The sequence below is a fragment of the Streptomyces sp. PsTaAH-124 genome, from assembly GCF_000373685.1.
Classification (GTDB): Bacteria; Actinomycetota; Actinomycetes; order Streptomycetales; family Streptomycetaceae; genus Streptomyces; species Streptomyces andamanensis.
The window spans coordinates 326,101-352,303 of record NZ_KB892208.1 but is presented as its reverse complement, the minus strand read 5'-3'; the positions used below and the strand labels follow the sequence as shown (position 1 = coordinate 352,303).

At 71.7% G+C, this 26,203-nt stretch carries 22 protein-coding genes; 8 read left to right on the top strand and 14 right to left on the bottom strand.

The window, feature by feature from the left end; all coding sequences use genetic code 11:
• Positions 1 to 18 precede the first annotated feature (18 nt).
• From B086_RS41630 to B086_RS0137120, 4 genes are all read right to left on the bottom strand, one after another.
• Entirely contained in the window at positions 19 to 384 is a 366-nt protein-coding gene (locus tag B086_RS41630; protein WP_018571515.1) for a DUF6086 family protein, read from the bottom strand.
• 310 nt (positions 385 to 694) lie between these two features.
• Positions 695 to 1,525, bottom strand: a complete 831-nt coding sequence (locus B086_RS0137130; protein ID WP_018571514.1) for a M55 family metallopeptidase — start codon at positions 1,523 to 1,525, stop codon at positions 695 to 697.
• Positions 1,526 to 1,561: 36 nt separating this feature from the next.
• A complete protein-coding gene (locus B086_RS0137125) occupies positions 1,562 to 2,326 on the bottom strand; it encodes a DUF2127 domain-containing protein (protein WP_018571513.1) in 765 nt (254 codons plus the stop codon).
• 123 nt (positions 2,327 to 2,449) lie between these two features.
• Positions 2,450 to 4,135 (bottom strand): MFS transporter, encoded by a 1,686-nt coding sequence (locus tag B086_RS0137120; protein ID WP_018571512.1) that lies wholly within the window; start codon positions 4,133 to 4,135, stop codon positions 2,450 to 2,452.
• A 130-nt stretch (positions 4,136 to 4,265) separates the two neighbouring features.
• Here B086_RS0137120 and B086_RS0137115 point away from each other — a divergent pair, with 130 nt between their 5' ends.
• Positions 4,266 to 4,883, top strand: coding sequence for a TetR/AcrR family transcriptional regulator (locus B086_RS0137115; protein WP_026253173.1), 618 nt, complete (start codon positions 4,266 to 4,268; stop codon positions 4,881 to 4,883).
• Positions 4,884 to 5,173: 290 nt separating this feature from the next.
• On the opposite strand, the gene B086_RS41625 is transcribed toward B086_RS0137115, so the two are convergent.
• Positions 5,174 to 6,643, bottom strand: coding sequence for a cation:dicarboxylate symporter family transporter (locus B086_RS41625; protein ID WP_086024386.1), 1,470 nt, complete (start codon positions 6,641 to 6,643; stop codon positions 5,174 to 5,176).
• A 128-nt stretch (positions 6,644 to 6,771) separates the two neighbouring features.
• Here B086_RS41625 and B086_RS0137105 point away from each other — a divergent pair, with 128 nt between their 5' ends.
• The 3 genes from B086_RS0137105 (at position 6,772) to B086_RS0137095 (ending at position 10,166) form a co-directional block, all read left to right on the top strand.
• Positions 6,772 to 8,538, top strand: a complete 1,767-nt coding sequence (locus B086_RS0137105) for a sensor histidine kinase (RefSeq protein WP_018571509.1) — start codon at positions 6,772 to 6,774, stop codon at positions 8,536 to 8,538.
• A 152-nt stretch (positions 8,539 to 8,690) separates the two neighbouring features.
• Positions 8,691 to 9,344: a response regulator gene (locus B086_RS0137100; RefSeq protein ID WP_018571508.1), complete on the top strand. Its 654-nt coding sequence runs from the start codon at positions 8,691 to 8,693 to the stop codon at positions 9,342 to 9,344.
• Between the two features lie 126 nt (positions 9,345 to 9,470).
• Positions 9,471 to 10,166, top strand: a complete 696-nt coding sequence (locus B086_RS0137095) for a helix-turn-helix domain-containing protein (protein WP_234029436.1) — start codon at positions 9,471 to 9,473, stop codon at positions 10,164 to 10,166.
• 59 nt (positions 10,167 to 10,225) lie between these two features.
• Here B086_RS0137095 and B086_RS0137090 read toward each other — a convergent pair whose 3' ends face one another.
• Positions 10,226 to 11,251 (bottom strand): ATP-dependent 6-phosphofructokinase, encoded by a 1,026-nt coding sequence (locus B086_RS0137090; RefSeq protein WP_018571506.1) that lies wholly within the window; start codon positions 11,249 to 11,251, stop codon positions 10,226 to 10,228.
• Between the two features lie 272 nt (positions 11,252 to 11,523).
• Between B086_RS0137090 and pta the strand changes: the two genes are divergently transcribed.
• The 3 genes from pta to pyk all read left to right on the top strand — a co-directional run bounded on the left by pta (position 11,524) and on the right by pyk (position 16,531).
• Positions 11,524 to 13,692 carry a phosphate acetyltransferase gene (pta, locus tag B086_RS0137085; RefSeq protein WP_018571505.1) on the top strand — a complete coding sequence of 723 codons (2,169 nt, stop codon included), beginning with the start codon at positions 11,524 to 11,526 and terminating at the stop codon, positions 13,690 to 13,692.
• A 25-nt stretch (positions 13,693 to 13,717) separates the two neighbouring features.
• Positions 13,718 to 14,926 (top strand): acetate kinase, encoded by a 1,209-nt coding sequence (locus B086_RS0137080; RefSeq protein ID WP_018571504.1) that lies wholly within the window; start codon positions 13,718 to 13,720, stop codon positions 14,924 to 14,926.
• Positions 14,927 to 15,100: 174 nt separating this feature from the next.
• Positions 15,101 to 16,531: a pyruvate kinase gene (pyk, locus tag B086_RS0137075; protein ID WP_018571503.1), complete on the top strand. Its 1,431-nt coding sequence runs from the start codon at positions 15,101 to 15,103 to the stop codon at positions 16,529 to 16,531.
• Positions 16,532 to 16,652: 121 nt separating this feature from the next.
• Here pyk and B086_RS0137070 read toward each other — a convergent pair whose 3' ends face one another.
• The 4 genes from B086_RS0137070 to B086_RS0137055 form a co-directional block, all read right to left on the bottom strand.
• Positions 16,653 to 18,056 carry a hypothetical protein gene (locus B086_RS0137070; RefSeq protein ID WP_018571502.1) on the bottom strand — a complete coding sequence of 468 codons (1,404 nt, stop codon included), beginning with the start codon at positions 18,054 to 18,056 and terminating at the stop codon, positions 16,653 to 16,655.
• A gap of 94 nt (positions 18,057 to 18,150) precedes the next feature.
• On the bottom strand, positions 18,151 to 18,678 hold the full coding sequence (locus tag B086_RS0137065) for a DUF6114 domain-containing protein (protein ID WP_018571501.1): 528 nt from the start codon (positions 18,676 to 18,678) through the stop codon (positions 18,151 to 18,153).
• A 130-nt stretch (positions 18,679 to 18,808) separates the two neighbouring features.
• Positions 18,809 to 19,477 (bottom strand): DUF6230 family protein, encoded by a 669-nt coding sequence (locus tag B086_RS0137060; RefSeq protein WP_018571500.1) that lies wholly within the window; start codon positions 19,475 to 19,477, stop codon positions 18,809 to 18,811.
• Positions 19,478 to 20,150: 673 nt separating this feature from the next.
• Positions 20,151 to 21,125 carry a tetratricopeptide repeat protein gene (locus tag B086_RS0137055; RefSeq protein ID WP_026253171.1) on the bottom strand — a complete coding sequence of 325 codons (975 nt, stop codon included), beginning with the start codon at positions 21,123 to 21,125 and terminating at the stop codon, positions 20,151 to 20,153.
• 325 nt (positions 21,126 to 21,450) lie between these two features.
• On the opposite strand from B086_RS0137055, the gene B086_RS0137050 reads away from it, so the two are divergent.
• Positions 21,451 to 22,089: a TetR/AcrR family transcriptional regulator gene (locus tag B086_RS0137050; RefSeq protein ID WP_018571498.1), complete on the top strand. Its 639-nt coding sequence runs from the start codon at positions 21,451 to 21,453 to the stop codon at positions 22,087 to 22,089.
• Positions 22,090 to 22,138: 49 nt separating this feature from the next.
• On the opposite strand, the gene B086_RS0137045 is transcribed toward B086_RS0137050, so the two are convergent.
• From B086_RS0137045 to B086_RS0137030, 4 genes are all read right to left on the bottom strand, one after another.
• Positions 22,139 to 23,839 (bottom strand): acyl-CoA mutase large subunit family protein, encoded by a 1,701-nt coding sequence (locus tag B086_RS0137045; RefSeq protein WP_018571497.1) that lies wholly within the window; start codon positions 23,837 to 23,839, stop codon positions 22,139 to 22,141.
• Between the two features lie 81 nt (positions 23,840 to 23,920).
• On the bottom strand, positions 23,921 to 24,259 hold the full coding sequence (locus B086_RS0137040; protein ID WP_026253170.1) for a DUF3817 domain-containing protein: 339 nt from the start codon (positions 24,257 to 24,259) through the stop codon (positions 23,921 to 23,923).
• A gap of 88 nt (positions 24,260 to 24,347) precedes the next feature.
• Positions 24,348 to 24,857 carry a MarR family winged helix-turn-helix transcriptional regulator gene (locus B086_RS0137035; RefSeq protein ID WP_018571495.1) on the bottom strand — a complete coding sequence of 170 codons (510 nt, stop codon included), beginning with the start codon at positions 24,855 to 24,857 and terminating at the stop codon, positions 24,348 to 24,350.
• Between the two features lie 11 nt (positions 24,858 to 24,868).
• Entirely contained in the window at positions 24,869 to 26,134 is a 1,266-nt protein-coding gene (locus B086_RS0137030) for an MFS transporter (RefSeq protein ID WP_026253169.1), read from the bottom strand.
• Positions 26,135 to 26,203: the final 69 nt, after the last annotated feature.

Below are 26,203 nucleotides of genomic sequence, written 5' to 3'. Positions count from 1 at the left end.
CCGGGACACCGTCTGCGTTCAGCGCGGCATACGCCGTCCCAGCTCATGTGCCTTCTCCCGCAGCCCGGCAGCGGCGGATCCGAGCCGTGCCCGGTCCGCCCCGATCCCCGCGCGCTCCGCGAGGACCAGCACGGTAACGGTGAACCCTTCGCGGAGCGCGAGCACTACGGCATGGTCCGTTTCCCGGTGCAGCGCCAGCAGGGCATCGACGAAGACCTCGAAGGCGGCCGGATCGATCTCGCACTCGTCGTTCTCCATGGGCCCGATGCCCGAGGGGAGTTCCAGTTCCGCCTCGAAGACCGCCACTTGGCGGCGGAACAGACCGGAAGCCTCGTTGGAGGGGTTCCACAGGGTCTCGCCGCCCATGTCGAAGTACTGGCTCATCGGAGCATCTTTCGCGCGAACCGTAAGCCTCACATTCACCAAGGGAACGCGGTTGCCCCTTGGAAGGAGACCATGAAGTAGATCACCAGAGGCACGAGGACGAGGAGAACGACCGCGGCGAGGGCCTTCGCCCACGTTGCTGTCCTGCCGTGGCCTTCAGCGCTCACGCGCCGGCCGACCGGGCGGCGGCGGTTGCCCCAGTGAGTTCGACATGGGTGGTCCCGCCCCCAGATCAGCAGAAGTCATACCGGCGATGGTCCCACGTCTGTCGCCGACGACCGCAGGAATCACCTCGGCCTCGCGCCGGCCGTCAGCAGTACGGCGCCTGATTGGTCAGCGAGGACGCCACCCGCATCCACACGCCGAACTGCCGGTAGAGGCCGGGCACAGTGCCCCGGGTCTCGACCGTCCGGGAGTCGGGTGAGGTGACTCCCGGGATGCCCAGGAGTACCGAGGCCACGGATGCCGACTGCCAGCGGACCGTGAGGGTGGCGGGGGCGGCGGGAGGCCGGGGCCGCGTACGGGGTGCGGCAAGTGCGGTCGTGGCCGCTTCCTCGATGGCCGCGTGGGACTCGTCGGTGGGGCGGAGTTCCGCCGCGAACCGGTCCCGGGCGTATTTCACGGCCACGGTCGGCACCGAGGCGTCCCACTCCGTCAGTTCCCGGCAGGCCCGGTCGTCCCCGGTGAGCAGGGCGAGCGGTACGCCGAGGGCGGCGGCGGTGGCGTGCGCCAGGCCGATCTCGCCGACGGGACGGCCGTCCAGCCACATGTCCTCGATCTCGTGCCCCATGAAGCTGTGGCTGAGTACGCCGAGGGCGCCCGCGCGGGCGTGGTAGCCGACGCAGACCATGGCGTCGTGGTCGGGGCGCAGCCCTTCGAGCATGCCCATGGTCTTGGGCTTGCCGCGGATGAGGCGGGCCGCCGGGTGGAGCGCCTCGGGGAGCAGGTTGCGCATCGGGCCGTGCGCGTCGTTGACGGTGATCTCGGTGGCACCGGCCGCTACGGCGCCGCGTACAACCGCGTTGACGTCCTGGGCCATCAGCAGTCTGCCGCGCTCGTAGTCCCGGCCGCCGGGCTGGACGTCCTCCGCGTCCACCAGCCCGGTGACGCCCTCCATGTCCGCGCTGATGTGGATCCGCACCGCCCCGTCCTCCCGTCAGCCTCCGCCCGCCGACCCTCAGATCAGCACCCCCGCCGAGTGTTCCACCTCCATCAAGGACGCGCTGTGGCGTTCCTCGTCGAAGGCTCGGCGGCCGCCGCGGAGGCCGAAGAGGCGTTTGGTGAGGGCGATGTAGAGGACGGCGAGGATGTTGAGGGTGAGGGTGGTGATCTTCACGGCGCTGATGTGCTCGGTGAGTTCGTAGATCTCCAGCGGGAGGAAGGCGGCGGTGGCGACCACCGTGAGGTATTCGGCCCAGCGTCTGGCGTACCAGAGGCCGACCGCCTCGACGATCTCGATCAGGGCGTAGGCGAGCAGCAGGCCGGCGACGAGGAGCAGGGTGGAGTGCTTGTAGCCGAAGGTCTTCTGGATGGTGCCGACGACCGGTGAATGGTCGAGGTCGTAGTGGAAGTGCCTGAAGACGGGGCGGAAGACGTCGAGGTATTCGTTGAAGAGGCGGCGTACCGCGTCCTGGCTGTTGCTAAATTTCCAGACGGCGACCGCGACGAGGACGATGAAGACGCCGCGCACCACCCGTTCCAGGGCCAGGAAGCGCAGGATGAACAGGTCCCGCAGCACCTTGCCGCGCGGCACCAGCGGGGCGTCTGCGGCCGGGCCCGAGCCGTGCGGCTCGCCGAGGACGAAGTCGCCGCAGCGCAGGCAGCGCCAGACCTCGCCGAGCGGGGTGTCTGCGTGCAGCCGGATGCGCAGCCGGGGGTCGTCCGGCGCGTAGGTCACATGGCCCTTGCGCGCGCAGGTGCGCCGGTCCCAGTCGATCGCCATCCCCCGTTGCCCTCCATCTGCGTCTTCCGCTGTGTGCGCCCGTACACGCGGGCGTGCCGTGCCGGACGGTGATCCGGCACGGCACGGTAGTGCATCGGGGTGAGAGACGCCGCCGAGGGCGTTTCAGTTCAGGGCGCCGACCTCGGAGTTCTCCGCCTTCGTCTGCTCCGCCGCGGCGGGCTCCTGGTCGCGGTGGGTGCCGCGGGGCAGCAGCAGGGCCACCGCGAGGGTGCCCGCGCCGAGGATGACGGCGCCGATCAGGCTGGTGTGGGAGACGGCGTCGGCGAAGGAGGAGCCGACCGCGTCCTTCATCTGCCGGGCGCCCTCGACGAGCTGTCCCGCCTGGGCCTTGAGCTGGGCGGCCTGCTGCGGGTCGGCGGTGCGGGCGGCGCGCTCGGCGAGCTGCTGGGCCTTGTCGCCGATGCCCTGGGCGACGGCGTAACCGGCGCCGACCGAGTCCTGGGCGGTGGCCAGGGTGTCCGCCGGGAGCTTGCTGCCCGCGGTCGCGTCGGCGAGGTGGCCGGAGTACGAGGTGGACAGCAGCGAGCCGAGGATGGCGATGCCGAGCGAGCCGCCGAGTTCCAGCGAGGTGTCGTTGACGGCGCCGCCGACGCCGAGTTCGGACTCGGGGAAGGCGCCCATGATGGCGTCGGTGCAGGGCGAGAGGGCGAGGCCGATGGCCAGGCCGAGCACGATCAGCGGGGCCACGAAGTCGCCGTAGGAGGAGGCGCCGTCGACCCGGGTGAGCAGGGCGAGGGCGACGGTGCCGCCGACCATGCCCGCGGTGACCGTCCACTTCATGCCGACGCGCGGGGTGAGGTAGCCGGTGAGGGCGGAGCCGGCGAAGACCGCTCCGGCCAGCGGCAGCATGCGCACACCGGTGGCGAGGGCGTCGTAGCCGAGGACGAACTGGAGGTGCTGGGTGAGGTAGTAGAAGGCACCGAAGACAGCCAGGAAGAACAGGGCGACGGCGAGGTTGGAGCCCGCGAAGCGGCGGCCGGTGAAGCGGCGTACGTCCAGGATGGGGCGCGGGTGGCGCAGCTCCCACAGGACGAAGGCCACCAGGCCCGCGCCCGCGACGACGGCGGCGGTGATCGCCTTGGCGTCCCAGCCGAAGTGCGGCCCCTCGATGATCATGTAGACCAGCGCGCCGATCCACAGCACGGACAGCGCTCCGCCGACGTAGTCGATGCGGTCGTGGTGCCCGGCCCGGGACGGCGGGACGAGGACGAAGGCCGCGACCAGGGCGACGGCGGCGATGGGCACGTTGATCAGGAACGTCGAGGCCCAGCCGTGGTTCTTCAGCAGCGCTCCGGCGACGACCGGTCCGGCCGCGATGGCGAGTCCGGCGGTGGCGGTCCACAGGGTGATGGCCTTGGCTCGTTCGGCGCGCGGGAAGGTCGCGGCCAGCAGGGAGAGCGTGGCGGGCATGATCAGCGCGGCGCCGACGCCCATGACCGCGCGGGCCGCGATGACGGTGGCGGCACTGTCGGCCAGTGAGCCGAAGACGGCGCCGCCGCCGAAGACGACGAGGCCGAGGACGAGCGCGCCCCGGCGGCTGTACTTGTCGCCGATCGCGCCGAGCAGCAGCATCAGGGCCGCGTACGGGACGGTGTAGCCGTCGATCACCCATTGCAGATCGGCGCCGGACAGGCCCAGGTCGCGGGTCATGTCGGGGGCGGCGACCGTGAGGGCGGTGTTGGCCATCACGATGATCAGCAGGCTCAGGCAGAGCACCAGGAGCGCCCACCAGCGCCGGGCGTAGGGGCGGTCCGTCGGTCCGACCGGTTCGGTCATGACGAGTCGCATGGCAGGGGTCGCCTTCCTCGGGTGCGCGACGAGACGTGCACGACAACTACTTGCACAGAGCTGTGCAGTTGCACAACGATGTGCAATGTACGTCGTTGCACAGAGCTGTGCAAGTCGCGAGGAGGGCACAATGTCAGCCATGACCACGGGCAACACCACGCGCGCCGACGCCAATCGGCGCCGCATCCTCGACGTCGCCCTCGCCGAGCTGCTGCGCGACCCCGACGCGTCCATGGACCAGATCGCGCGCGCCGCGGGGGTGGTACGGCGCACGGTGTACGGGCACTTCCCCAGCCGCGAGGCGCTGATCAGCACGCTCGTCGACGACGCCGTGCAGACGCTGGCGGACGCGCACGCCGCCGGGCGCGCGGGCGCCGCCGACCCGGCGGAGGCGCTGGCACGTTCCGTGCTGGGGATCTGGCCCATCGCCGACCGCTACCGGCTGCTGGTGGCGCTCGCCCAGCGCACGGTCACCATGCAGGGCATCCGCGAGCGCCTGACGCCCGTGCGGGCCAGTTGCGCGGAGGTCCTCCAGAGCGGTCTCGACGAGGGCGTCTTCAGCTCGCCGCTGCCCGCCGCCGCCCTCGCCTACGTCCACGAACAGGTGATGTTCGCGCTGATGGAGGCGGTGAACGACGGTCTGCTCGCGGCGCCCGACGCGGGGCGTTCGGCGGCCGTCACCGTCCTCACCTCGGCGGGGATGCCGGCCGCTGCGGCGGGGGCGCTGGTGGCCCGGCTGAGCGGCTGAGCGGCTGTACGGCCGAGGGGCCGGACGGCTGGTCCCCGGGAGGTGCGGCGGGTCCCGGTCTCCCCGGCGCGCGAAAAGGCCGAGCGGCCGGGCCCGACGGGGGAGAGGGGCCCGGCCGCTCGGCGGCTCAGGGGTGGTGGCCGGACGCCCGGCCCGGGTTCAGGCAGAGCCGGGCGTCCGGAGCAGGGGGCGTACGGAGGGAGCAGGGGACGTACGGGGGGGGAGCAAGGGACGTAGAGGGAGCGGAGGGCGTACGGAGGGGGCGGAGGGCGTACGAGGGCGTCAGGGCCTCACGCCTTGGCGAGTTCCTTCCCGCCGTCCTCGCGCTGCTCGGGCAGTCCGGAACCGGCCGCGGCCGTACCGGAGTCACCGGAGCCGCCGGAGTCACCGGCGTCGTCCGAGTCGTCGAGCAGCGTCCGCTCGTCGAAGGGCAGGTCCCCCGCGAGCACCCGCCGCACCCGGTCCTGGTCGACCTCGCCGGTCCAGGTGCCGATCAGCAGGGTGGCGACGGCGTTGCCCGCGAAGTTGGTGAGGGCGCGGGCCTCGCTCATGAAGCGGTCGATGCCGACGATGAGGCCGACGCCGTCCACCAGGGCGGGCTTGTGGGACTGGAGGGCACCGGCGAGCGTGGCCAGACCGGCGCCGGTGACGCCCGCCGCGCCCTTGGAGGCGATCATCATGAACAGCAGCAGGGTGATCTGCTGGCCGATGGAGAGCGGCTGGTCCATGGCATCCGCGATGAACAGCGAGGCCATGGTCAGGTAGATCATGGTGCCGTCGAGGTTGAAGGAGTAGCCGGTCGGCACGGTGATGCCGACGACCGGGCGGCTCACGCCCAGGTGCTCCATCTTGGCGATCAGCCGGGGCAGCGCGGACTCCGACGAGGACGTGGACAGGATCAGCAGGAACTCCCGGCCCAGGTACTTCAGCAGCTGGAAGATGTTGACCCCGGCCACCAGCCGCGTCAGGGCGCCGAGCACCACGATCACGAAGAGCAGACAGGTGACGTAGAAGCCGAACATGATCGTGGCGAGCGCCTTCAGGGCGTCGACGCCCGTCTCGCCCACCACGGCGGCCATGGCGCCGAAGGCACCGATGGGCGCGGCCCACATGATCATGGCGAGGATGCGGAAGACCAGCCGCTGGATGTGCTCCACCCCGCGCAGCACCGGCTCGCCCTTGCGGCCCATGGCCTGGAGCGCGAACCCGACGAGCAGCGCGACCAGCAGGGTCTGGAGCACCTCGCCCTCGGTGAAGGACGACACCAGCGTGGTCGGGATGATCCCGAGCACGAAGTCGACCGGGCCCTCCTTGGCGGCGTCCGCCTGGGCGTGGCCGACGCCCTTGACGGCCTCGGTGAGGTGCATGCCGCTGCCCGGGTGGACCAGGTTGCCGATCACCAGGCCGATGGCCAGCGCGACGAACGACATCGCGATGAAGTAGCCGAGGGCGAGGCCGCCCACCTTGCCGACCTTGGCCGCCTTGCGCACCGAACCGACGCCCAGCACGATCGTGCAGAAGATGATCGGGGAGATCATCATCTTGATCAGGTTCACGAAGCCGGTGCCCAGCGGCTTGAGTTCCTTGGCGGTGTCCGGCGCGGCGAACCCGACGGCGACACCGAGGACCACCGCGGCGATCACCGCCAGGTAGAGGAAGTGGGTGCGGTCCCGCTTGGCTGCGGGGCCGGGCCCTGCTGCGGGCGCGGCAGGTGCCGTATCGGCTGTGCTGGTCACGGCGGCCCTCCTTGACGACGTCATCGGCATCACCGGCGTGCGGCTCACGTCCGGGGGAATTCGGGGATGCCGCGACTATCTCCTCTCGTGTGAGGGCGGTCACCCTTCCGTTCATTTAGTTCACGCCACGGCTCGGAGGCAGACTGAACGGCATGCGCCTGACCGTCCTCCCGAGACCCCGCAGCCTGGCGGGCCAGCTCTTCGCCATGCAGGCCGTGCTGCTGGCGCTCGTCGTGGCCGGATACGCGCTGTTCACCTTCGTCAGCGACCGCGGCCAGGCGGAGAGCGCGGCCCGCCGCCAGACCACGGCGGTGGCCCGCTCCATCGCCGACTCCCCCTCGGTACGGTCCGCGATCGGCACCGCGGACCCCACCGCGCTGCTCCAGCCGTACGCGCTGAAGGTGCAGCGGGACACCGGCGTCGACTTCGTGACGATCATGACGCCTCAGGGCATCCGCTGGACCCACCCGGACCCCGGCGAGATCGGCCGGCCCTTCCTCGGCAACATCTCCCGCGCCCGGCACGGCGAGTCCTTCACCGAGACGTACACGGGCACCCTGGGCCCCTCCGTCCGCGCGGTCACCCCCGTCGAGGACGCCGACGGGCGCGTCGTCGGCCTGGTCAGCGCCGGGATCAAGGTGGAGGCGATAAGCCGGCGGGTGCAGGAGCAGGTCACGGCGCTGTTCGGGGTCGCGGCGGGCATCCTGGCGCTGGGCGCGGTCGCCACGTACGTCATCAACGCGCGGCTGCGCCGGCACACCCACGGGATGAACGCGGACGAGCTGAGCCGGATGCACGACTACCACCAGGCGGCGCTGCACGCGGTGCGCGAGGGGCTGCTGATGCTGGACGCGCACTACCGGGTGGCCCTCATCAACGACGGCGGCCGGGAACTGCTCGGGGTGGGCGGCGCCAGCGGCGAGGCGGAGGTGGTGGGCCGCTCGGTGGCCGGGCTCGGGCTGCCCGCCCCGCTGACCGGGGCCCTGCTGGCGTCCGAGCCGCGGGTGGACGAGGTGCACCTCACGGACTCGCGGGTCCTGGTGGTGAACACCTCCCCCGTCTCCGGCGGTGAGCGCCGGGGCACGGTGGTCACCCTGCGCGATGTCACCGAGCTCCAGTCGCTGATGGGCGAGCTGGACTCGGAGCGCGGTTTCACCCAGGCGCTGCGCTCGCAGGCGCACGAGGCGGCGAACCGGCTGCACACAGTGGTCTCGCTGATCGAGCTGGGCCGGGCCGAGGAAGCGGTGGAGTTCGCCACGGCGGAGCTGGAGCTGGCCCAGGCCCTGACCGACCAGGTGGTCGCCGCGGTCGGCGAACCGGTGCTGGCCGCGCTGCTGCTCGGCAAGACCGCGCAGGCCAACGAGCGGGGCGTGGAGCTGGTGGTGTCCGAGGACAGCGGTCTGGACGACGGACTGCTGCCCGCCGCCCTGCCCGCCCGGGACCTGGTGACGATCCTCGGCAATCTCATCGACAACGCGGTGGACGCGGCCCAGGGCGGTGCGCGGGCCCGGGTGACGGTCACGGTGAACGCAGAAGGCGGGGCGGGCCGGGAGGGCGGCGAGCTGCTGCTGCGGGTCGCCGACAGCGGTCCGGGCGTCGACCCCGACCACACGGACCTGGTCTTCCAGCGCGGCTACTCGACCAAGCCGACCGGTCCCGGCGGCCGGGGGCTCGGGCTCGCGCTGGCCCGGCAGGCGGTGCAGCGGCACCGGGGCACGCTGACGGTGGCGGCGGCCGCGGAGGGCGGGGCGGCGTTCGAGGCCCGGCTCCCGCTGAGCGGGCCCGCCGATGCGGCCGGTCCGGCCGGTCCCGCCACCGACGGCGTTCCCGGACCCCGTACGGACGACGGCAGCGGCCGGACACCGGCCGGGCAGGCGAGACACTCAGGGCGAGCAGGACAGGCGGGACGCGGCGCATGACGGACGACGGCACCGGCAGACGAGCCCGGGGACACGGGCATCCGCACGGACGACCCGGCGGACCCGGCGGACCCGGCGATCCGGACGCGGCAGGTGGGCCGGAGGGACCGGGCGGTCCGCCGCCAAAGCAGCCGCCCATCCGGGTCCTGGTCGTGGAGGACGACCCGGTCGCGGCGGACGCCCATGTCCTGTACGTGGGCCGGGTGCCGGGCTTCACCGCCGTCGGCAAGGCGCACACCGGCGCCGAGGCCCGCCGGGCGCTGGAGCGCACCCCGGTGGACCTGCTCCTCCTGGATCTGCACCTGCCGGACGTGCACGGCCTCCAGCTCGCCCGCTCGCTGCGGGCCGCCGGCCACCACGCGGACGTGATCGCGGTGACCTCGGCCCGGGATCTGGCGGTGGTGCGGGAGGGGGTCTCGCTGGGCGTGGTGCAGTACGTCCTGAAGCCGTTCACCTTCGCCACGCTGCGGGACCGGCTCGTCCGCTACGCGGAGTTCCGGGCGGCGGCCGGTGAGGCGGGCGGCCAGGAGGAGGTCGACCGGGCGCTCGCCGCGCTGCGCGCGCCCGGCCCGGCGGCGCTGCCCAAGGGCCTGAGCGCCCCGACCCTGCAACGGGTGACGGGCGCGCTGCGCGACGCCGGGGAGGGCCTGACGGCGGCCGGTCTCGCCGAAGCGGTCGGCATCTCGCGGATCACGGCCCGCCGCTATCTGGAGCATCTGGTGGACGCCGGCCGCGCCGCCCGGCGACCGCTGTACGGGCAGGTGGGCCGCCCGGAGCTGGTGTACCGGTGGGTGCCGGGGCGGTGAGCCGCGCCGCGCGCCGCGACGGACAGTCCGGAGGAATCGGGACCGGGCGCCCGTAGGTTCGTACAACCCGTGATCCTGTGGGAACGGCCCGTGGTCAGCGGCCCCGCGGGCTCCTACGTTGTGGCCGTGCACCGACCACCACCCGTCCTCCCCTTCGACGCCCCCGCCGCCCGCCGGATCCGCGCCGCCCTCGGCATGGGCCCCGAGCACGTCGCCCACGGCATGCGGGTCTCCTACGGGCTGCCGTACATCACCCCCGATCTGGTGATCGCCTGGGAGCGCGGGTCCGCCGCGCCCTCGGGGCCCGAGCTGGCGGCGCTGGCCGGGGCGCTGTGGTGCGCGCCGGGTGATCTGATCGCGCGCCCGCGCACGCTGCGCGAGCACCGCATCGCCCGGGGGCTGCGGCCGGAGGACGTGGCCCGTGCCGTGGGTCTCGAACTCCCCCGCTATCTGCGCATGGAGGAGCGCGAGGAGTGGCGCGGCACCGAGCGGCAGACGGCGGCGCTGGCCGGGGCGCTCGCCCTGGACCTGCCCGACTTCGTGGCCGTCACCGGGCGCGAGGAGCACCTGGCCGAGCTGCTGCGCAGCGCTGTCGGCACCCGCTGGCAGGGGTATGTGCGCCCGGTGGCCAAGGTGGTGCCGCTCGGGCGGCCGCTCCTGGAACAGGCCCTCCAGGCCCTGCACCAGGACTACCAGGGGCAGATGGTCGCCTCGCTGAGCTGGGCCGCGGGCAGCGCGGCCGGGGAAGCGGGGGACGCCGGGCGGGACTTCCTCGACCGGATCGTGGAGCACTTCTGGACCCGGGTGGAGGCGGCTCCGTAGCCGCCCCCCTGCCACAGGCCCCGCCGAGGTCCTAGAAGGCCACAGGCCCCGCCGAGGTCCTAGAAGACCGACTCGGCCTCGTCCATGCGGTCCTTCGGCACCGTCTTCAGTTCGGTGACGGCCTCGGCGAGCGGGACCATCACGATGTCGGTGCCGCGCAGCGAGGTCATACGGCCGAAGTGGCCCTGGTGCGCCGCCTCCACCGCGTGCCAGCCGAAGCGGGTGGCGAGGACGCGGTCGTAGGCGGTGGGGACGCCGCCGCGCTGGACGTGGCCGAGGATGACCGGCTTGGCCTCCTTGCCGAGCCGGCGCTCCAGCTCGTACGCCAGGGCCGTGCCGATGCCCTGGAAGCGCTCGTGGCCGAACTTGTCGATGGCGCCCTTGCCGTAGTCCATGCTGCCCTCAGCGGGGTGGGCGCCCTCGGCGACGCAGATCACGGCGAACTTCTTGCCGCGGGAGAAGCGCTCCTCGACCATCTTGACCAGGTCGGCCGGATCGAAGGGGCGCTCGGGCAGGCAGATGCCGTGGGCGCCGGCGGCCATGCCGGACTCCAGGGCGATCCAGCCCGCGTGCCGGCCCATGACCTCGACGACCATGACCCGCTGGTGGGACTCGGCGGTGGTCTTCAGGCGGTCCATCGCCTCGGTGGCGACGCCGACGGCGGTGTCGAAGCCGAAGGTGCGGTCGGTGGAGGAGATGTCGTTGTCGATGGTCTTGGGCACGCCCACCACCGGCAGTCCGGCGTCGGACAGCATCCGCGCGGCGGTCAGGGTGCCCTCGCCGCCGATCGGGATGAGCGCGTCGATGCCGAAGCGGTGGATCATGTCGGAGGCGTTCTCGCACGCCTCGCGGAGCCGGTCGCGCTCCAGCCGGGAGGAGCCGAGGATGGTGCCGCCGCGGGCGAGGATGCCGCTGACCGCGTTGAGGTCCAGCTCGCGGTAGCGCCCGTCGAGCAGGCCCGCGTAGCCGTCCTCGAAGCCGATGACCTCGTCTCCGTAGGCCGTGACCGCTCGGTGCACCACCGACCGGATCACCGCGTTCAGCCCCGGACAGTCGCCGCCCGCCGTGAGAACTCCGATACGCATCGTGCTGTGTCTCCTGCCCACTGTTGACACCGGTGATCCGGTCCGATTGTTTCATGTTCCACGGGCGGCTTCGTCTTGGCCGGGGGCCTGTCCACTTGACGGGCGCCTTATCTACCGGCAGGGGTATTGTCAAGAGGGTTCCGCTCACCTCGGTGGGCGATTTTTGTCCCCGAGCGGCCCGGACGCCCCCGCCAAGGCCCAGGAGGCTCGGGAAGCTCAGGAACCCGAGGAAGCCCAGGAACCCGAGGAACCCGAGGAAACGGAGTGTTCGCGTGACCCGCAGCGTGTACGTGTCCGGCATCGACCGCGGCGACGGCCGCCAGGTCGTCGAGCTGGGTGTCATGGAGCTGCTGACCCGGCAGGTCGACCGGGTGGGCGTCTTCCGCCCGCTCGTCCACGACGGTCCGGACCGGCTCTTCGAACTGCTGCGCTCCCGCTACCGGCTGACGCAGGACCCGGCGACCGTCTACGGCATGGGCTACCAGGAGGCGTCCGCCCTCCAGGCCGAGCAGGGCACCGACGAGCTGGTCTCCACACTCGTCGACCGCTTCCACCGGGTGGCCCGCGACTACGACGTCGTGCTCGTCCTCGGCACCGACTTCGCCGACACCCAGCTCCCGGACGAGCTGTCCCTCAACGCCCGGTTCGCCAACGAGTTCGGCGCCTCGGTGCTGCCCGTCGTCGGCGGCCGCAAGCAGAGCGCCGAGTCCGTGCTCGCCGAGACCCGCAACGCCTACCGCGCCTACGACGGCCTCGGCTGCGACGTGCTGGCCATGGTCACCAACCGGGTGGCCCGCGAGGACCGCGACGAGATAGCCGGGCGGCTGACCGGCCGCCTGCCCGTGCCCTGCTTCGTGGTGCCCGACGAACCGGCCCTGTCCGCGCCGACCGTCGCGCAGATCACCCACGTCCTGGACGGCAGGATCCTGCTCGGCGACGAGTCGGGGCTCGCCCGCGACGCGCTCGACTTCGTCTTCGGCGGCGCCATGCTGCCCAACCTGCTCAAGGCGCTCACCCCCGGCTGCCTGGTCGTCACGCCCGGGGACCGCGCCGACCTGGTCGTCGGCTCGCTCGCCGCGCACAGCGCCGGCACCCCGCCCATCGCCGGTGTGCTGCTCACGCTGAACGAGGAGCCCGGCGAGGAGATCCTCACCCTGGCCGCCCGGCTCGCGCCCGGCACCCCGGTCGTCTCGGTCTCCGGCAACAGCTTCCCCACCGCCGAACGCCTGTTCTCCCTGGAGGGCAAGCTGAACGCGGCCACCCCGCGCAAGGCGGAGACCGCGCTCGGCCTGTTCGAGCGGTACGTCGACACCGCCGACCTCAGCAAACGGGTCTCCGCGCCCAGCAGCGACCGGCTCACCCCGATGATGTTCGAGCACAAGCTCCTCGAACAGGCCCGCTCCGACCTGCGCCGGGTCGTGCTGCCCGAGGGCACCGAGGAACGCGTGCTGCACGCGGCGGAGGTGCTGCTGCGCCGCGGGGTGTGCGAGCTGACCCTGCTCGGCCCGGTGGAGACGATCCGCAAGAAGGCCGCCGACCTCGGCATCGACCTCGGCACCACCCAGCTCATCGACCCGGCCGTCTCCGAGCTGCGCGACGCCTTCGCCGAGCAGTACGCCCGGCTGCGCGCCCACAAGGGCGTCACGGTCGAGCTGGCGTACGACGTGGTCTCCGACGTGAACTACTTCGGCACGCTGATGGTGCAGCAGGGCCTGGCCGACGGCATGGTCTCCGGCTCCGTGCACTCCACGGCCGCGACCATCCGGCCCGCCTTCGAGATCATCAAGACGAAGCCGGAGGCGTCGATCGTCTCCTCGGTCTTCTTCATGTGCCTGGCCGACAAGGTGCTCGTCTACGGCGACTGCGCCGTCAACCCCGATCCGGACGCCGAGCAGCTCGCCGACATCGCCGTGCAGTCGGCGGCCACCGCCGCCCAGTTCGGCGTCGAGCCGCGGATCGCCATGCTGTCGTACTCCACCGGCACCTCCGGCACCGGCGCCGACGTCGACAAGGTGCGCGAGGCGACCGACCTGGTCCGGCTGCGCCGCCCGGACCTGATGATCGAGGGGCCCATCCAGTACGACGCGGCCGTGGAGCCCTCGGTGGCCGCGACCAAGCTGCCCGGCTCGGAGGTCGCCGGGCAGGCCAGCGTGCTGGTCTTCCCGGACCTGAACACCGGCAACAACACCTACAAGGCCGTGCAGCGCTCGGCCGGCGCCATCGCGGTCGGCCCGGTCCTCCAGGGGCTGCGCAAACCGGTCAACGACCTGTCCCGCGGCGCGCTCGTCCAGGACATCGTCAACACCGTCGCCATCACCGCGATCCAGGCCCAGGACCAGGCCCAGGACCAAGACCAGGCCCGGACACCCGCCGCACCCGCCGCACCCGCCGCACCCGCCGCACCCGCCGCACCCGCCGCACCCGCCGCACCCGCCCGCTGACGTCCGAGAGAGAACCCCTGCCCCCGTGAACGCGACCCGTGTCCTCGTCCTCAACTCCGGCTCCTCGTCCCTGAAGTACCAGCTCCTCGACATGCGCGACGCGAGCCGGCTCGCCACGGGCCTGGTCGAGCGCATCGGCGAGCAGACCTCCCGGCTCAAGCACACCTGCCCGGCCACCGGCGAGACCCGCGAGCAGAACGGCCCGATCGCCGACCACGACGCCGCCCTCAAGGCCGTCGCCGGGGAACTGGCCCACGACGGCCTCGGCCTGGACTCCCCCGAACTGGCCGCGATCGGGCACCGCGTGGTGCACGGCGGCATGTTCTTCACCGAGCCGACCGTCATCGACGACGCGGTGCTCACCGAGATCGAGCGGCTGATCCCGGTGGCGCCGCTGCACAACCCCGCCAACCTCACCGGCATCCGCACGGCGCGGGCCCTGCGCCCGGACCTGCCGCAGGTCGCCGTCTTCGACACGGCCTTCCACACCACGATGCCGGAGTCCGCCGCCCGCTACGCCATCGAGACCAAGGTCGCCGACCGCTACCGGGTGCGGCGCTACGGCTTCCACGGCACCTCGCACGCCTATGTCTCGCGCCGGACGGCCGAGCTGCTGGGCCGCTCCCCCGAGGACGTCAACGTGATCGTGCTGCACCTGGGCAACGGGGCGTCCGCCTCGGCAGTGCGGGCCGGGCGGTGCGTGGACACCTCCATGGGGCTCACGCCGCTGGAGGGCCTGGTGATGGGAACCCGTTCGGGCGACCTCGACCCGGCGGTCATCTTCCATTTGCAGCGCGTCGGCGGAATGTCCATGGACGAGATCGACACTCTCCTCAACAAGAGGAGCGGTCTGTTCGGCCTGTGCGGCGACAACGACATGCGGGAGATACGGCGCCGGATGGACGAGGGCGACGAGCAGGCGCGGCTCGCGTTCGAGATCTACATCCACCGGCTGAAGAAGTACATCGGCGCCTATTACGCGGTACTCGGCACGGTGGACGCCGTCGCCTTCACCGCCGGGGTCGGGGAGAACGCCGGCTTCGTGCGCGCGGCGGCGGTGGCGGGCCTTGCGGGGCTGGGCCTGGAGGTGGACGGCGCGCGGAACGCCGTGCGCGGCGGTGAGGCGCGGCTGATCTCCCCGGACGGCGCGCGGGTCGCGGTGGCCGTGGTGCCCACGGACGAGGAAATGGAGATCGCCGCGCAGACCTACGCACTCGTCGGAAAGCACGAGTAGGGCACGAGCAAGGAACGAACGACGGAAGACAATCAAGGACAAGCGAGGACAAGCGAATTCGACGGGCACTTCCACCGGCACTTCCACCGGCACTCGACTGAGCGCGGACCCGCCCACTTGTATATTCCGCCAGACGGAATATTCCGCAGCGAAACAAACCGTTAGGATCGCCCCATGCGCCGTTCGAAAATCGTCTGTACCCTCGGCCCCGCGGTCGACTCCCACGAGCAGCTCGTCTCGCTGATCGAAGCCGGCATGAACGTGGCCCGCTTCAACTTCAGCCACGGCACGCACGCCGAGCACCAGGGCCGGTACGACCGGGTCCGTGCCGCGGCCAAGGAGACCGGCCGGGCCATCGCGGTCCTCGCCGACCTCCAGGGCCCGAAGATCCGGCTGGAGACCTTCGCCGAGGGCCCGGTCGAGCTGGAGCGCGGTGACGAGTTCACCATCACGACCGAGGACGTCGCGGGCGACAAGCAGATCTGCGGCACGACGTACAAGGGGCTGCCGGGCGACGTCTCGCGCGGCGACCAGGTCCTGATCAACGACGGCAACGTCGAGCTGAAGGTCCTGGACGTCGAGGGTCCGCGGGTGAAGACGATCGTCATCGAGGGCGGTGTCATCTCCGACCACAAGGGCATCAACCTGCCCGGCGCCGCCGTGAACGTGCCCGCGCTGTCCGAGAAGGACATCGAGGACCTGCGGTTCGCGCTGCGCATGGGCTGCGACATGGTGGCGCTGTCCTTCGTCCGGGACGCCAAGGACGTCGGCGACGTCCACCGCGTCATGGACGAGGAGGGCCGCCGCGTCCCCGTCATCGCCAAGGTGGAGAAGCCCCAGGCGGTGGAGAACATGGAGGACGTCGTGATGGCGTTCGACGGTGTGATGGTCGCCCGCGGCGACCTCGCCGTCGAGTACCCGCTCGAAAAGGTCCCCATGGTGCAGAAGCGCCTGATCGAGCTGTGCCGGCGCAACGCCAAGCCGGTGATCGTGGCGACCCAGATGATGGAGTCGATGATCACCAACTCCCGGCCGACCCGCGCCGAGGCCTCCGACGTGGCCAACGCGATCCTGGACGGCGCCGACGCGGTGATGCTGTCCGCCGAGTCGAGCGTGGGCGCGTACCCGATCGAGACCGTCAAGACGATGTCGAAGATCGTCGCGGCGGCCGAGGAGGAGCTGCTGTCCAAGGGCCTCCAGCCGCTGGTGCCCGGCAAGAAGCCGCGCACGCAGGGCGGTTCGGTGGCCCGTGCCGCCGCCGAGATCGCCGACTTCCTCGGCGGCAAGGGCCTGGTGGCCTTCACCCAGTCCGGCGACACGGCCCGCCGGCTGTCCCGCTACCGCGCGACGCAGCCGATCCTGGCCTTCACCACCGACGAGTCCACCCGCAACCAGCTGGCGCTCAGCTGGGGCGTGGAGTCGCACGTGGCGCCGTTCGTCAACAGCACCGACGAGATGGTCGACCTGGTCGACCAGGAGCTGATCAAGCTCAAGCGGTTCAACGCGGGTGACATCGTGATCATCACCGCGGGCTCCCCGCCCGGCGTCCCCGGCACCACCAACATGGTCCGCGTCCACCACCTGGGCGGCGGCGAGCGCGACTGACGTCCGCCCGTACGGACCGTCGTACACACCGAGGGCGCCCCCGCCGGGAACGGCGGGGGCGCCCTCGTGTCGCGGCTCCCGGATCAGTCGGTGGTGTACGGATCAGTCGGTGGTGTACAGGTCAGTCGGTGGTGTACAGGTGCATGCCCGGGATGGTGAGGGTGCCGCCGAACTGGGCGGCCTGGACGACGTGCACCTTGGTGAAGTAAATCAGCGGGATGTCCAGCGGCGGCGGGTTGTCCGGGCTGAACGTCACCGGGATCAGTCCGAGCAGGTTGCCGGACAGGCTCTCGGTGTACATGATCGTGTCACCGTCGCGGATCGTGGACGTCGAACCCTTGGCCGCCTGCACGTGGTACGTCTTGCCGGCGTCCTTGTCCTTCACCGTCTGGTGCAGGTCACCGATGTCGGTGCCCGCCGAGATGACGTACTTCAGCACCTTCTTGACGGTGCCGTCGGCCGTGCGGACCTCGACGACGCCCTTGTAGCTGGCGCCCTTCAGCAGCAGGGAACTGGCGTCCAGGTACCACGGGTCGTCCGCCAGCGGCATCTTGTTGTCGACGCCGCCCTGGTCGTCGGTGGCCGCAGCGGGGCAGTCCGCCGGGGCGGGGCTCTCGCTCGCGCCCGCGCTCGTGGACGGGCTCGGCGAGGAGGTGGCGTCCTCGGCCTTGTCCTTCGCTTCGTCCGCCTTGTCCTTGGCGTCCTGCGCCTTGTCCTTGGCGTCCTTGGCGTCCTTGACCGCGTCGCCCGCGTCCCCGGCCGCCCCGGAGGCCGCGTCGGTGACACCCTTCACGGCGCCGCCGACCGTGTCGGTGACCTTCTTGGTGGTGTCCTCGACCGTGTCCGACGCGGTCTTGCCGAGGCCCTTCCCGTCCAGGTCCTTCTTCGTGGCGTCCGCCGAGGAGGTGGCCGTCGGGGACGGAGAGGCGGCCGGGGACTGCTTCTTGCCGCCGGTCAGGATGTCGCCGAGCACGTCGCCGATGGTGCCGAGCAGACCACCGTTCTTGACCGGTGCCGAGGGGGACGACGAGGTGGTGGCCGGTGCCTGGGGCGCGCCCTTGTCGTCGGAACCTGAATCCGGCGAAGAGTGCGTGCCCGTGGCGGGCTGCTTCTCGGTGTCCTCGGTTCCGGCCGGGCCGGTGGAGGCGGTGGTGGACGGGGCGGGCGCACGGCCTTCCGCTGCACCGTCCTTGCCGTCCCCCTTGCCGTCGCCCTTCTCCGAACCCTTGGCGTCCTTGCCGTCCTTGCTCTCCTCGTCGTCCTTGGCGTCCTTGTCCTTCGCGGAGTCGGTGGCACTCGCGGAGTCCGAAGGCTCGGGCGAGGAGTCGCCCTTGGACTTCTCCAGCGCCTCCACGCACTTCTTGTACTCCTCGGGCGACATCGGCGTCGTCTCGGACGAGGAGGCCGTCGTGCCCGACTTGGGATGGCTGTTGTTGTCGGCCAGGGCGAGCGAGGACGTGAAGCCCATCCCCACGAGGACCGCCGTGGGCATCGCCACGGTGGCTATCGCCTTGCCGGCCGGCATGTGGAACCTGGTGAACAGCGGCCTCTTGGGTGCCGCGTGGCGCGGCCCGGTTCTCGCACGGGACTCTCCCACATCAGCCCCGTGGTTCACCTCGTCAGCCGGCACTGTGCCTCCCGTTCGCCCCGTTGGCCGGGCTCGTTCCTGACAGGTCGTTCGACTCGTCCACCGCGTCCGCCGGGCCGGGCTCTCCGGACCTCTCGGTGCCCTCGGCGTCCTGCCGCGCGGGCGGCACGCCCGGCGCCCAGGACACGGCCATCGCGCCGCCGATGAGGGCGAGCAGGAAGCCCATGAGGAAGCCGCCGAAGTTGGACACCGGGATGGACACCAGCCCGAGCAGGATCGACGCGACACCCGCGAAGACCCGGATGTGCTTCTGGAACCAGAGGCTGATGCCCAGGACCACGAGCAGCACACCGATGATCAGGGAGCCCGCGCCCGCGGTCGTGGACATCGCCAGCGTCAGATGGCCGACCTGGAGATGGGCGTACGGGAAGTACATGATCGGCAAGCCGCCGAGCAGGACGAACAGCCCCGCCCAGAACGGCCGGCTGCCCCGCCAGGCGCGGAACTGCCGCCTCCGGCGAGTGAACTGGCCGGGCGCGGCGGAAGTCTCGGCGCTCATGGAAAACAGCTCCCTGGTGCAGCGTTGCTGTGGGTGGTGGTGCGGTGGAGATGTGGGGGGTGTGAGATCTCGGCCGACGAGCGGCCGGACGGGGGGCGCCCAGGGCCTCCCCCCGCCCGTCACCGGGTGCCTAGTAGCACTCGGCCTTCTTCTGGTCCGTCGACAGCGACATGTGCAGCTTGGGCAGCGTGAAGGTGCCGGCGGTGGTCGCCCACGCCGTCTGCTGCACGCCGTACAGGTCCGCGCTCTCCGCCTGCTGGGCGAAGCCGTAAGGGTTGGCCTGTTCCTTGCCACCCTTCATGCCGACACCCTTGCCACCCTTGTCGGGGTTGCCGGTGTCACCGGCGGCCACACCGATGTCGATGTTGTGGAACTCGGCGTTGGCCTTGAGGTCCGAGACATCGATGAACAGGTTCTTGGCCGAGACCTGCTGGTCCTTGCTGCTGCTGTCACCCGCCTCCAGCCGCAGGGTGATCGACCCGAGCAGCGGGATGTTCGGGGTCACGACCGACTGGCAGAGCTTCTTGATCGTGGCGTCGTGGAACGACGACACCGCCACCGGGCGCACGGCCTTCTCGCCCGCGAGCGTGTATCCGGAGTCGATCGCCCCGTACTGGGTGAAGCCGTTGCCGTGGAGCTCGTCGGCCGAGACCTTGAACTCCTGCCCCGACACGCTGAACGAAGCGGCCAGCGCGCCCTGGGCCAGGGCCACGCCTATCGCCGCCGTCGCGGCGACGCTGGGCACCATGACCACAGCGAACCGCTTCCATCTGGTCCCGCCACGCACCTGGGACTCCATATTTCCTCCTTCTCGGACGTACATCTCCTGGCCTCGGCTCACCCCGTTTCGACGGGACGGCCGGGCAGGGATGGGAGAAGTGCTACGTCCTCGGGAAGGAGAGCGCCCGCGCTCGGTGGCGCGAACCGCGCCCGAATCACCGGCGATCACCCCCGAGCGACAACCACTGGTCGCGCCTGACACGCATCACGCACAACCTTGCTGGACAGGCTTCGCCGGACGGCGAAGACCCCCCTGCCCAAGGGTCGGCGCCACTGTCGCCGGCCCTGCTCGGTGGGGACCCAGACATCCCGCGACCCGGTTGGCTGCCGGGGTGCGGGAATGGACCGAGCGTCGCCGATCGTGGTCCATTCCGGCCGCCCGCACAAGGGGGTTCGTTACTCGCTAGTAACGGCTGGATAACCGGAGTTCGACACACCGGCCGCACATGGCGACACACGGTCGCAACAATGGGCAGAACAAAGCAGTTGATGCCTGGACGGAACCGGGCAGACCAACACCCCGCCCTTACTTGCAGTAACAGCGGCCGCGATTGCCAAGTTTTGGCAAAGCGCGGCCGCTGTGGCGGGCCCCCGGCAGTTCTTTCACCCGGGCATCACACGCCCTGGCGTTTGACGGCCGCCGGATGCGGGGAACCGGAACAGACCGGGCGAACCGTCAGCCCGTCAGCCCGTCAGAACAGCGCCCGCGCCAGCGCCCTGCGCGCCGCCGCGACCCGCGGGTCCTCCGCCCCGACGACCTCGAACAGCTCCAGCAGCCTCAGCCGCGCCGCGTCCCGGTCCTCACCGGCGGTGCGCCGCACCGTGTCGATGAGCCGGCCGAACGCGTCCTCGACATGACCGCCCACCAGATCCAGGTCGGCGGCGGCGATCTGGGCCGGTACGTCCGACGGCTTCTCGGCCGCCTCCTGACGGACCCTCTGCGGGTCCAGGTCCTGCACACGCTGGAGCAACTCCGCCTGCGCGAGACCCAGTTTGGCCTCCGGGTGACCGGGGTCCTCGGCCAGGACGTTCTTGTACGCCTGGGCCGCGCCGCCGAGGTCACCGGCGTCCAGCGCCTGCGCCGCCGCGTTCAGCAGCGACTCGTGCGGGCCCGCGGCCGGAGCCTGCTGCGGCGCCTGGCCGCCCGGCTCGGCCTCCGGGTCGACGGTGAGACCGGTCAGGCCGAAGCGCTGCTCGGCGACCTGCACCAGCTGGTCCAGCGTCTGCCGGATCTGCGTCTCGTCCGCCGCCCCCTGGAAGAGGGGCAGGGCCTGACCGGCGACCACCGCGAAGACCGCGGGGATCCCCTGGATGCCGAACTGCTGCATCAGCATCTGGTTGGCGTCGACATCGATCTTGGCGAGGAGGAAGCGCCCGGCGTACTCGACGGCCAGCCGCTCCAGGACCGGGCTCAGCTGCTTGCAGGGCTGGCACCACTCGGCCCAGAAGTCGATGACGACCGGTACCTCTGCGGAGCGCTGGAGGACATCGTGTTCAAAGCCGGCCTCGTCGACGTCGATGACGAGGTCGGCGGGCGACACCGCCCCCACCCCGCCCTCGCGGGCGGCCTGGGCGCGCGCCTGCTCCGCCTTCGCCTTGGCCTCCTGGGCCGCCTTCACCGCGGCGAGGTCGACGACTCCGCTCATGGACATGTTCCGTGGCTGCATGCGTCTATCCTCCCCCGTTCCGCGTGCCGGAGTGAAAACCGCTGACCGGACCGGACCGCGCCGGGCGCCTGGTCCCCACCGGGCGCCGGGTTCCGCGGTCCGTACTGCGTGTCGTACGTGCGTGGTTGACGAGCGTGCTGGATGCGTGATGCTGCTGTGTGGTCGTCGCTCGCGCGGGTGCGTCCGCGCTTTCGCTACGACCCGTAGCGTAATGGCACGGGGTGCCTCGGCGAAACCGCCTCCTCGTGATCTCCCTCACGGCCGCACAGGAACCGCTCGAATCCCGTACGGACATGGTCAGGGGACGCACGGTTATGGTCAGGGGATGCAGAGCCGCACGCCGCCCCTCCGCGCCGGCCGCCCGCGCAGCGCCGCGGCGGACACGGCGATCCTGGCCGCCACCCGGGCGGCCCTCGTGGAGCTGGGCTGGTCGAAGCTCACGCTGGGCGACGTGGCCACGCGCGCCGGGGTCGCCAAGACCACGCTGTACCGCCGCTGGGCGGGGAAGAACGAACTGGTCGTCGACGCCGTCGCCGAACTCTTCGACGAACTGCGGCTGCCCGACCTCGGCAGCCTCGCGGCCGACATCGAGGGCGTGGTCCTCCAGTTCGCGGCGATCCTGGCCCGCCCCGAGGCCAAGAGCGGCCTGATGGCCGTCGTCGCCGAGTCCACCCGCGACGACGCCCTGCGCGAACGCATCCGCGGCTCGATCGTGGAGCGTCAGAAACGGCTCGTCCTGGAGGGCCGCACCCGGGCGCAGGAGCGCGGCGAACTCCCCCCGGAGACGGACCCGGCGGAGGCCGCCCGCACCGCCGACCTGATCTTCGACATCGTCGCGGGCGCGGTCGTCCACCGCACCCTGGTCAGCGCGGAGCCCGCCGACGAGGAATGGGTGCGGAGCTTCACGGGCGTACTCCTCCTCGGGCTGGGCTCCGCCTCGCAGGTGCCCCCGGCGGCCCCGTAGCCGCCGGTCCGCACCCCTGCAGGAGCCGCCAGAGTCAGGCGGGCGGCCCTCAGAAGCCCGCCGGCTCCGTGTACACCCCCCACTCCTCGCGCAGTACCCCGCAGATCTCCCCGAGGGTCGCCTCGGCGCGCACCGCGGACAGCATCGGCTCGATCATGTTGGCGCCCGAGCGCGCGGCCTCCAGCATGGCGTCCAGCGAGGCGCGCACCGCCGCGTCGTCCCGTGCGCCCTTGCGCGCCCCGAGCGCGCGCACCTGCTCGCGCTCCACCTCGTGGCTGACGCGCAGGATCTCCAGGTCGCCGGTGACGGAGCCGGTGGCCGTGTTGACGCCGACGACCCGCTTGTCCCCCTTCTCCAGCGCCTGCTGGTAGCGGAACGCGGACTCGGCGATCTCGCCGGTGAACCAGCCGTCCTCGATGCCGCGCAGGATGCCGGAGGTCACCGGTCCGATCGGGTGCTGCCCGTCCGGGTGCGCGCGCAGCCCGCGCTCCTTGATCTGGTCGAAGATCTTCTCGGCGTCCGCCTCGATCCGGTCCGTCAGCTGCTCGACGTACCAGGAACCGCCCAGCGGGTCGGCGACGTTGGCGACGCCGGTCTCCTCCATCAGCACCTGCTGGGTGCGCAGCGCGATCTCGGCGGCCTGCTCGCTGGGCAGCGCCAGGGTCTCGTCCAGGGCGTTGGTGTGCAGCGAGTTGGTGCCGCCGAGCACCGCGGCGAGCGCCTCCACGGCGGTGCGCACGACGTTGTTGTACGGCTGCTGGGCGGTGAGCGAGACACCGGCGGTCTGGGTGTGGAAGCGCAGCCACTGCGCCTTGTCGGTGCGCGCGCCGTACACGTCCCGCATCCAGCGCGCCCAGATGCGGCGGGCGGCGCGGAACTTGGCGATCTCCTCGAAGAAGTCGACGTGCGCGTCGAAGAAGAAGGACAGGCCGGGCGCGAAGACGTCCACGTCCAGGCCGCGGCTCAGGCCCAGCTCGACGTAGCCGAAGCCGTCCGCGAGCGTGTACGCCAGCTCCTGCGCGGCCGTGGCCCCGGCCTCGCGGATGTGGTAGCCGGAGACGGACAGCGGCTTGTAGGCGGGGATCTTCGTCGCGCAGTGCTCCATCAGGTCGCCGATGAGGCGCAGGTGCGGCTCGGGCTGGAAGAGCCACTCCTTCTGGGCGATGTACTCCTTGAAGATGTCCGTCTGGAGCGTGCCGTTGAGGACGGCGGGGTCCACGCCCTGGCGTTCGGCGGCGACCAGGTACATGCAGAAGGCGGGCACGGCGGGCCCGCTGATCGTCATCGAGGTGGTGACGTCGCCGAGCGGGATGTCCCGGAACAGGACCTCCATGTCGGCGGCGGAGTCGATGGCCACCCCGCAGTGGCCGACCTCGCCCAGGGAGCGCGGGTCGTCGGAGTCGCGGCCCATCAGGGTGGGCATGTCGAAGGCGACCGAGAGCCCGCCGCCGCCCGCGGCGAGGATCATCTTGTAGCGCTCGTTGGTCTGCTCGGCGTTGCCGAACCCGGCGAACTGGCGGATGGTCCAGGTCCGCCCGCGGTAGCCGGTCGGGTACAGCCCGCGGGTGAAGGGGTACTCGCCGGGCCAGCCGATCCGCTCGAAGCCCTCGTACTCGTCGCCCGCGCGGGGCCCGTACACCGGCTCCACGGAGTCACCGGAGAGCGTGGTGAAGTCCGCATCGCGCTTGCGTGCGGCGTCGTACCGGGCCTGCCAGCGTCGGCGGCCCTCTGCGATGGCGTCAGCGTCCATGCTTCAAATTTACTAGGACGTCCTAGTAAATGTCGACGGCTGACCGCCGTACGCGTGCGGTACGGCGGTGCGGCGGTGCGGTTACGCCTCGGCGGCGGCCGGTACGGGGGCCGCGACCTTGGCCTCCAGCTCGCGGCTGATCCGGCGCTCGACGAAGAAGGCGGCGGTGGGGATCGTGCCTGCCAGGAGCACCCACAGCTGGCGCCCGACCGGCAGTTTCGCCTTGGAGCCCAGGTCGAAGGCGACGACCAGGTAGAGCACGTACAGCCAGCCGTGCGCGATGCCGATGACGGTGGTGAACTTCGCCGCCCCGTCGAGCTGGAAACCGTACTTGGCGATCACGCCGAGGGTCAGCAGGACCAGCAGCACGCCGGTGACGTAGGCCATGACGCGGTAGCGGGTCAGCACGCTTTTCTTCATGGAGTCGAGCGTAACGGCCCGTTCCGGGAGATCTTGGGCCGGGTCGCACTGCCCGCGGGGCGGTGCGTCGGCTCCCGGCACGGCCTGGTCAGCCCTCGTCGAAGTCGTGCGCCGCCACCCGCAGCGGCCGCAGCATCGCGAAGATCTCCGCGCACTCCTCGGCGTCGTACGCGCCCAGGCCGAAGTCCATCGCCATCAGGTCGCGGGTGGCGGCGTCGACGGCTTCGCGGCCCTTGTCGGTGATGACGGCGAGGGTGCCGCGGCCGTCGTTGGGGTTGGGGCGCTTGGCCACCAGGCCGGACCTGACCAGGCGGTCCACCGTGTTGGTCACGGAGGTGGGATGCACCATCAGCCGCTCGCCGATCTTGGACATCGGCAGCTCGCCGGCCTTGGAGAAGGTGAGCAGCACCAGGGCCTCGTAGCGCGCGAACGTCAGTCCGTACGGCTTGACCACGGCGTCGACCTCGGCCAGCAGGATCTGGTGGGCGCGCATGATGGAGGTGATCGCCGCCATGGACGGCACGCTTCCCCAGCGCTGCTTCCAGAGCTCGTCGGCGCGGGCGATGGGGTCGAACGGGAGACTGAGGGGCTTCGGCACGGCATCAGACCCTACCCGCCGGTCATATCGTGGTCAGCCCCGTCTCGCCTTTCGGTCGCCGGGCGGTCGCCCGGTGGTCGTCCGGCCGTCGCGGACGTCCGCCGGGCGGCGCCCGCCAGCAGGACGCAGCAGACCGTGCCCAGGACCCCGGCGCCCGCGACGGCGGCCCGTGCGCCGGCGAACTCGGCCGCGACGCCCGCCAGGGCCATGCCCACGCCCTGGAGGGTCATCAGACCGGCGGTGAGCAGGGTCATCGCCCGGCCGCGCAGTTCCTCGGGCACGGCGGCGACGAACCACTGGTCCAGGCCCAGGGTGTAGGCCGACCCGGCGCCGGAGACCAGCAGCAGGAGCAGCGAGAGGGGCAGGCCCGGGTGGAGGGCGTAGCCGAGGTAGGGCAGCAGGGCGAGGCTCACCAGCGGGAGGGCGAGGCGTTCGCGGGTGGCGGGCGCCAGCCGGGAACCGGCGTACAGCTCGCCCGCCACGGTGCCCACGGGCAGCGCGCACATCAGCAGGCCGAGCCCGGTGGACCCGGCGCCGAGCGCGGCGGCGTACGGGGCGGCCAGGGCCTCGGGCACCACGGCGAACATCGGCGGCACCCAGAACAGCAGCAGCAGGACACGCGTCCTGCGGTCGGCGAGCACCTGCCGGGCGCCGCGCAGCGAGTCGCCCACCAGGGCGCCGCCGCTGCCGCCGCGCGCGGGCCGGCGGCGGGTGCCGAGGCGGAGCAGGGCGGCGGACGCCAGGAAGGTGGCCACGGTGATCAGCAGGGCGTGCCGCGGGCTGACCACGGTGAGCAGCAGCCCGCCGAGCCCGTAGCCCACGAGCAGCGCGCTCTGCGAGACGATCCGCAGCAGGGAGCGGCCGAGGACGAACAGGTCGCCGTCGCCGAGGATGTCGGCGAGCGTGGCCATGCGGGTGCCCTGGAAGACCGGTGAGACCAGGGCGAGGGCGCATCGGAGCGCGAGCAGGACGCCGATGTGCGCCCCGGGCGCGACCATGCCCGCCACGCACACCGCGCACACCAGGTCGCAGACGACCAGCACCCGGCGTGCCGGGAAGCGGTCGGCGAGCCCGGCCAGGAGGGTGCCGCCGACGACGTACGGGAGGAAGCCGAGCGCGAAGGTGAGGGCGCTGAGCAGGGGCGACGCGGTGAGGTCGTAGACGAGGACGGAGAGGGCGATCTCGCTGACGATCACGCCGAGCAGGGAGAGGGCGTGGGCGGCGAAGACGGCCCGGAACTCGGGGACGGCGAAGACCTGGGTGTAGCGCTGCTGCATGGACGGCAGCGTGCGGTCGCCGGGCCGCGCGGCCTAGTCTTTCGGCGACAGCCGAATCTTCCATGTGAG

Excerpts from the sequence above, each read along its gene's own strand:
- B086_RS41630 (WP_018571515.1), bottom strand. The coding sequence starts at position 384 with ATGAGCCAGTACTTCGACATGGGCGGCGAGACCCTGTGGAACCCCTCC.
- B086_RS0137125 (WP_018571513.1), bottom strand. The coding sequence starts at position 2,326 with ATGGCGATCGACTGGGACCGGCGCACCTGCGCGCGCAAGGGCCATGTG.
- B086_RS0137120 (WP_018571512.1), bottom strand. The coding sequence starts at position 4,135 with ATGCGACTCGTCATGACCGAACCGGTCGGACCGACGGACCGCCCCTAC.
- B086_RS0137115 (WP_026253173.1), top strand. The coding sequence starts at position 4,266 with ATGTCAGCCATGACCACGGGCAACACCACGCGCGCCGACGCCAATCGG.
- B086_RS41625 (WP_086024386.1), bottom strand. The coding sequence starts at position 6,643 with ATGACGTCGTCAAGGAGGGCCGCCGTGACCAGCACAGCCGATACGGCA.
- B086_RS0137105 (WP_018571509.1), top strand. The coding sequence starts at position 6,772 with ATGCGCCTGACCGTCCTCCCGAGACCCCGCAGCCTGGCGGGCCAGCTC.
- B086_RS0137090 (WP_018571506.1), bottom strand. The coding sequence starts at position 11,251 with ATGCGTATCGGAGTTCTCACGGCGGGCGGCGACTGTCCGGGGCTGAAC.
- pyk (WP_018571503.1), top strand. The coding sequence starts at position 15,101 with ATGCGCCGTTCGAAAATCGTCTGTACCCTCGGCCCCGCGGTCGACTCC.
- B086_RS0137070 (WP_018571502.1), bottom strand. The coding sequence starts at position 18,056 with ATGCCGGCCGGCAAGGCGATAGCCACCGTGGCGATGCCCACGGCGGTC.
- B086_RS0137065 (WP_018571501.1), bottom strand. The coding sequence starts at position 18,678 with ATGAGCGCCGAGACTTCCGCCGCGCCCGGCCAGTTCACTCGCCGGAGG.
- B086_RS0137060 (WP_018571500.1), bottom strand. The coding sequence starts at position 19,477 with ATGGAGTCCCAGGTGCGTGGCGGGACCAGATGGAAGCGGTTCGCTGTG.
- B086_RS0137055 (WP_026253171.1), bottom strand. The coding sequence starts at position 21,125 with ATGCAGCCACGGAACATGTCCATGAGCGGAGTCGTCGACCTCGCCGCG.
- B086_RS0137050 (WP_018571498.1), top strand. The coding sequence starts at position 21,451 with ATGCAGAGCCGCACGCCGCCCCTCCGCGCCGGCCGCCCGCGCAGCGCC.
- B086_RS0137045 (WP_018571497.1), bottom strand. The coding sequence starts at position 23,839 with ATGGACGCTGACGCCATCGCAGAGGGCCGCCGACGCTGGCAGGCCCGG.
- B086_RS0137040 (WP_026253170.1), bottom strand. The coding sequence starts at position 24,259 with ATGAAGAAAAGCGTGCTGACCCGCTACCGCGTCATGGCCTACGTCACC.
- B086_RS0137030 (WP_026253169.1), bottom strand. The coding sequence starts at position 26,134 with ATGCAGCAGCGCTACACCCAGGTCTTCGCCGTCCCCGAGTTCCGGGCC.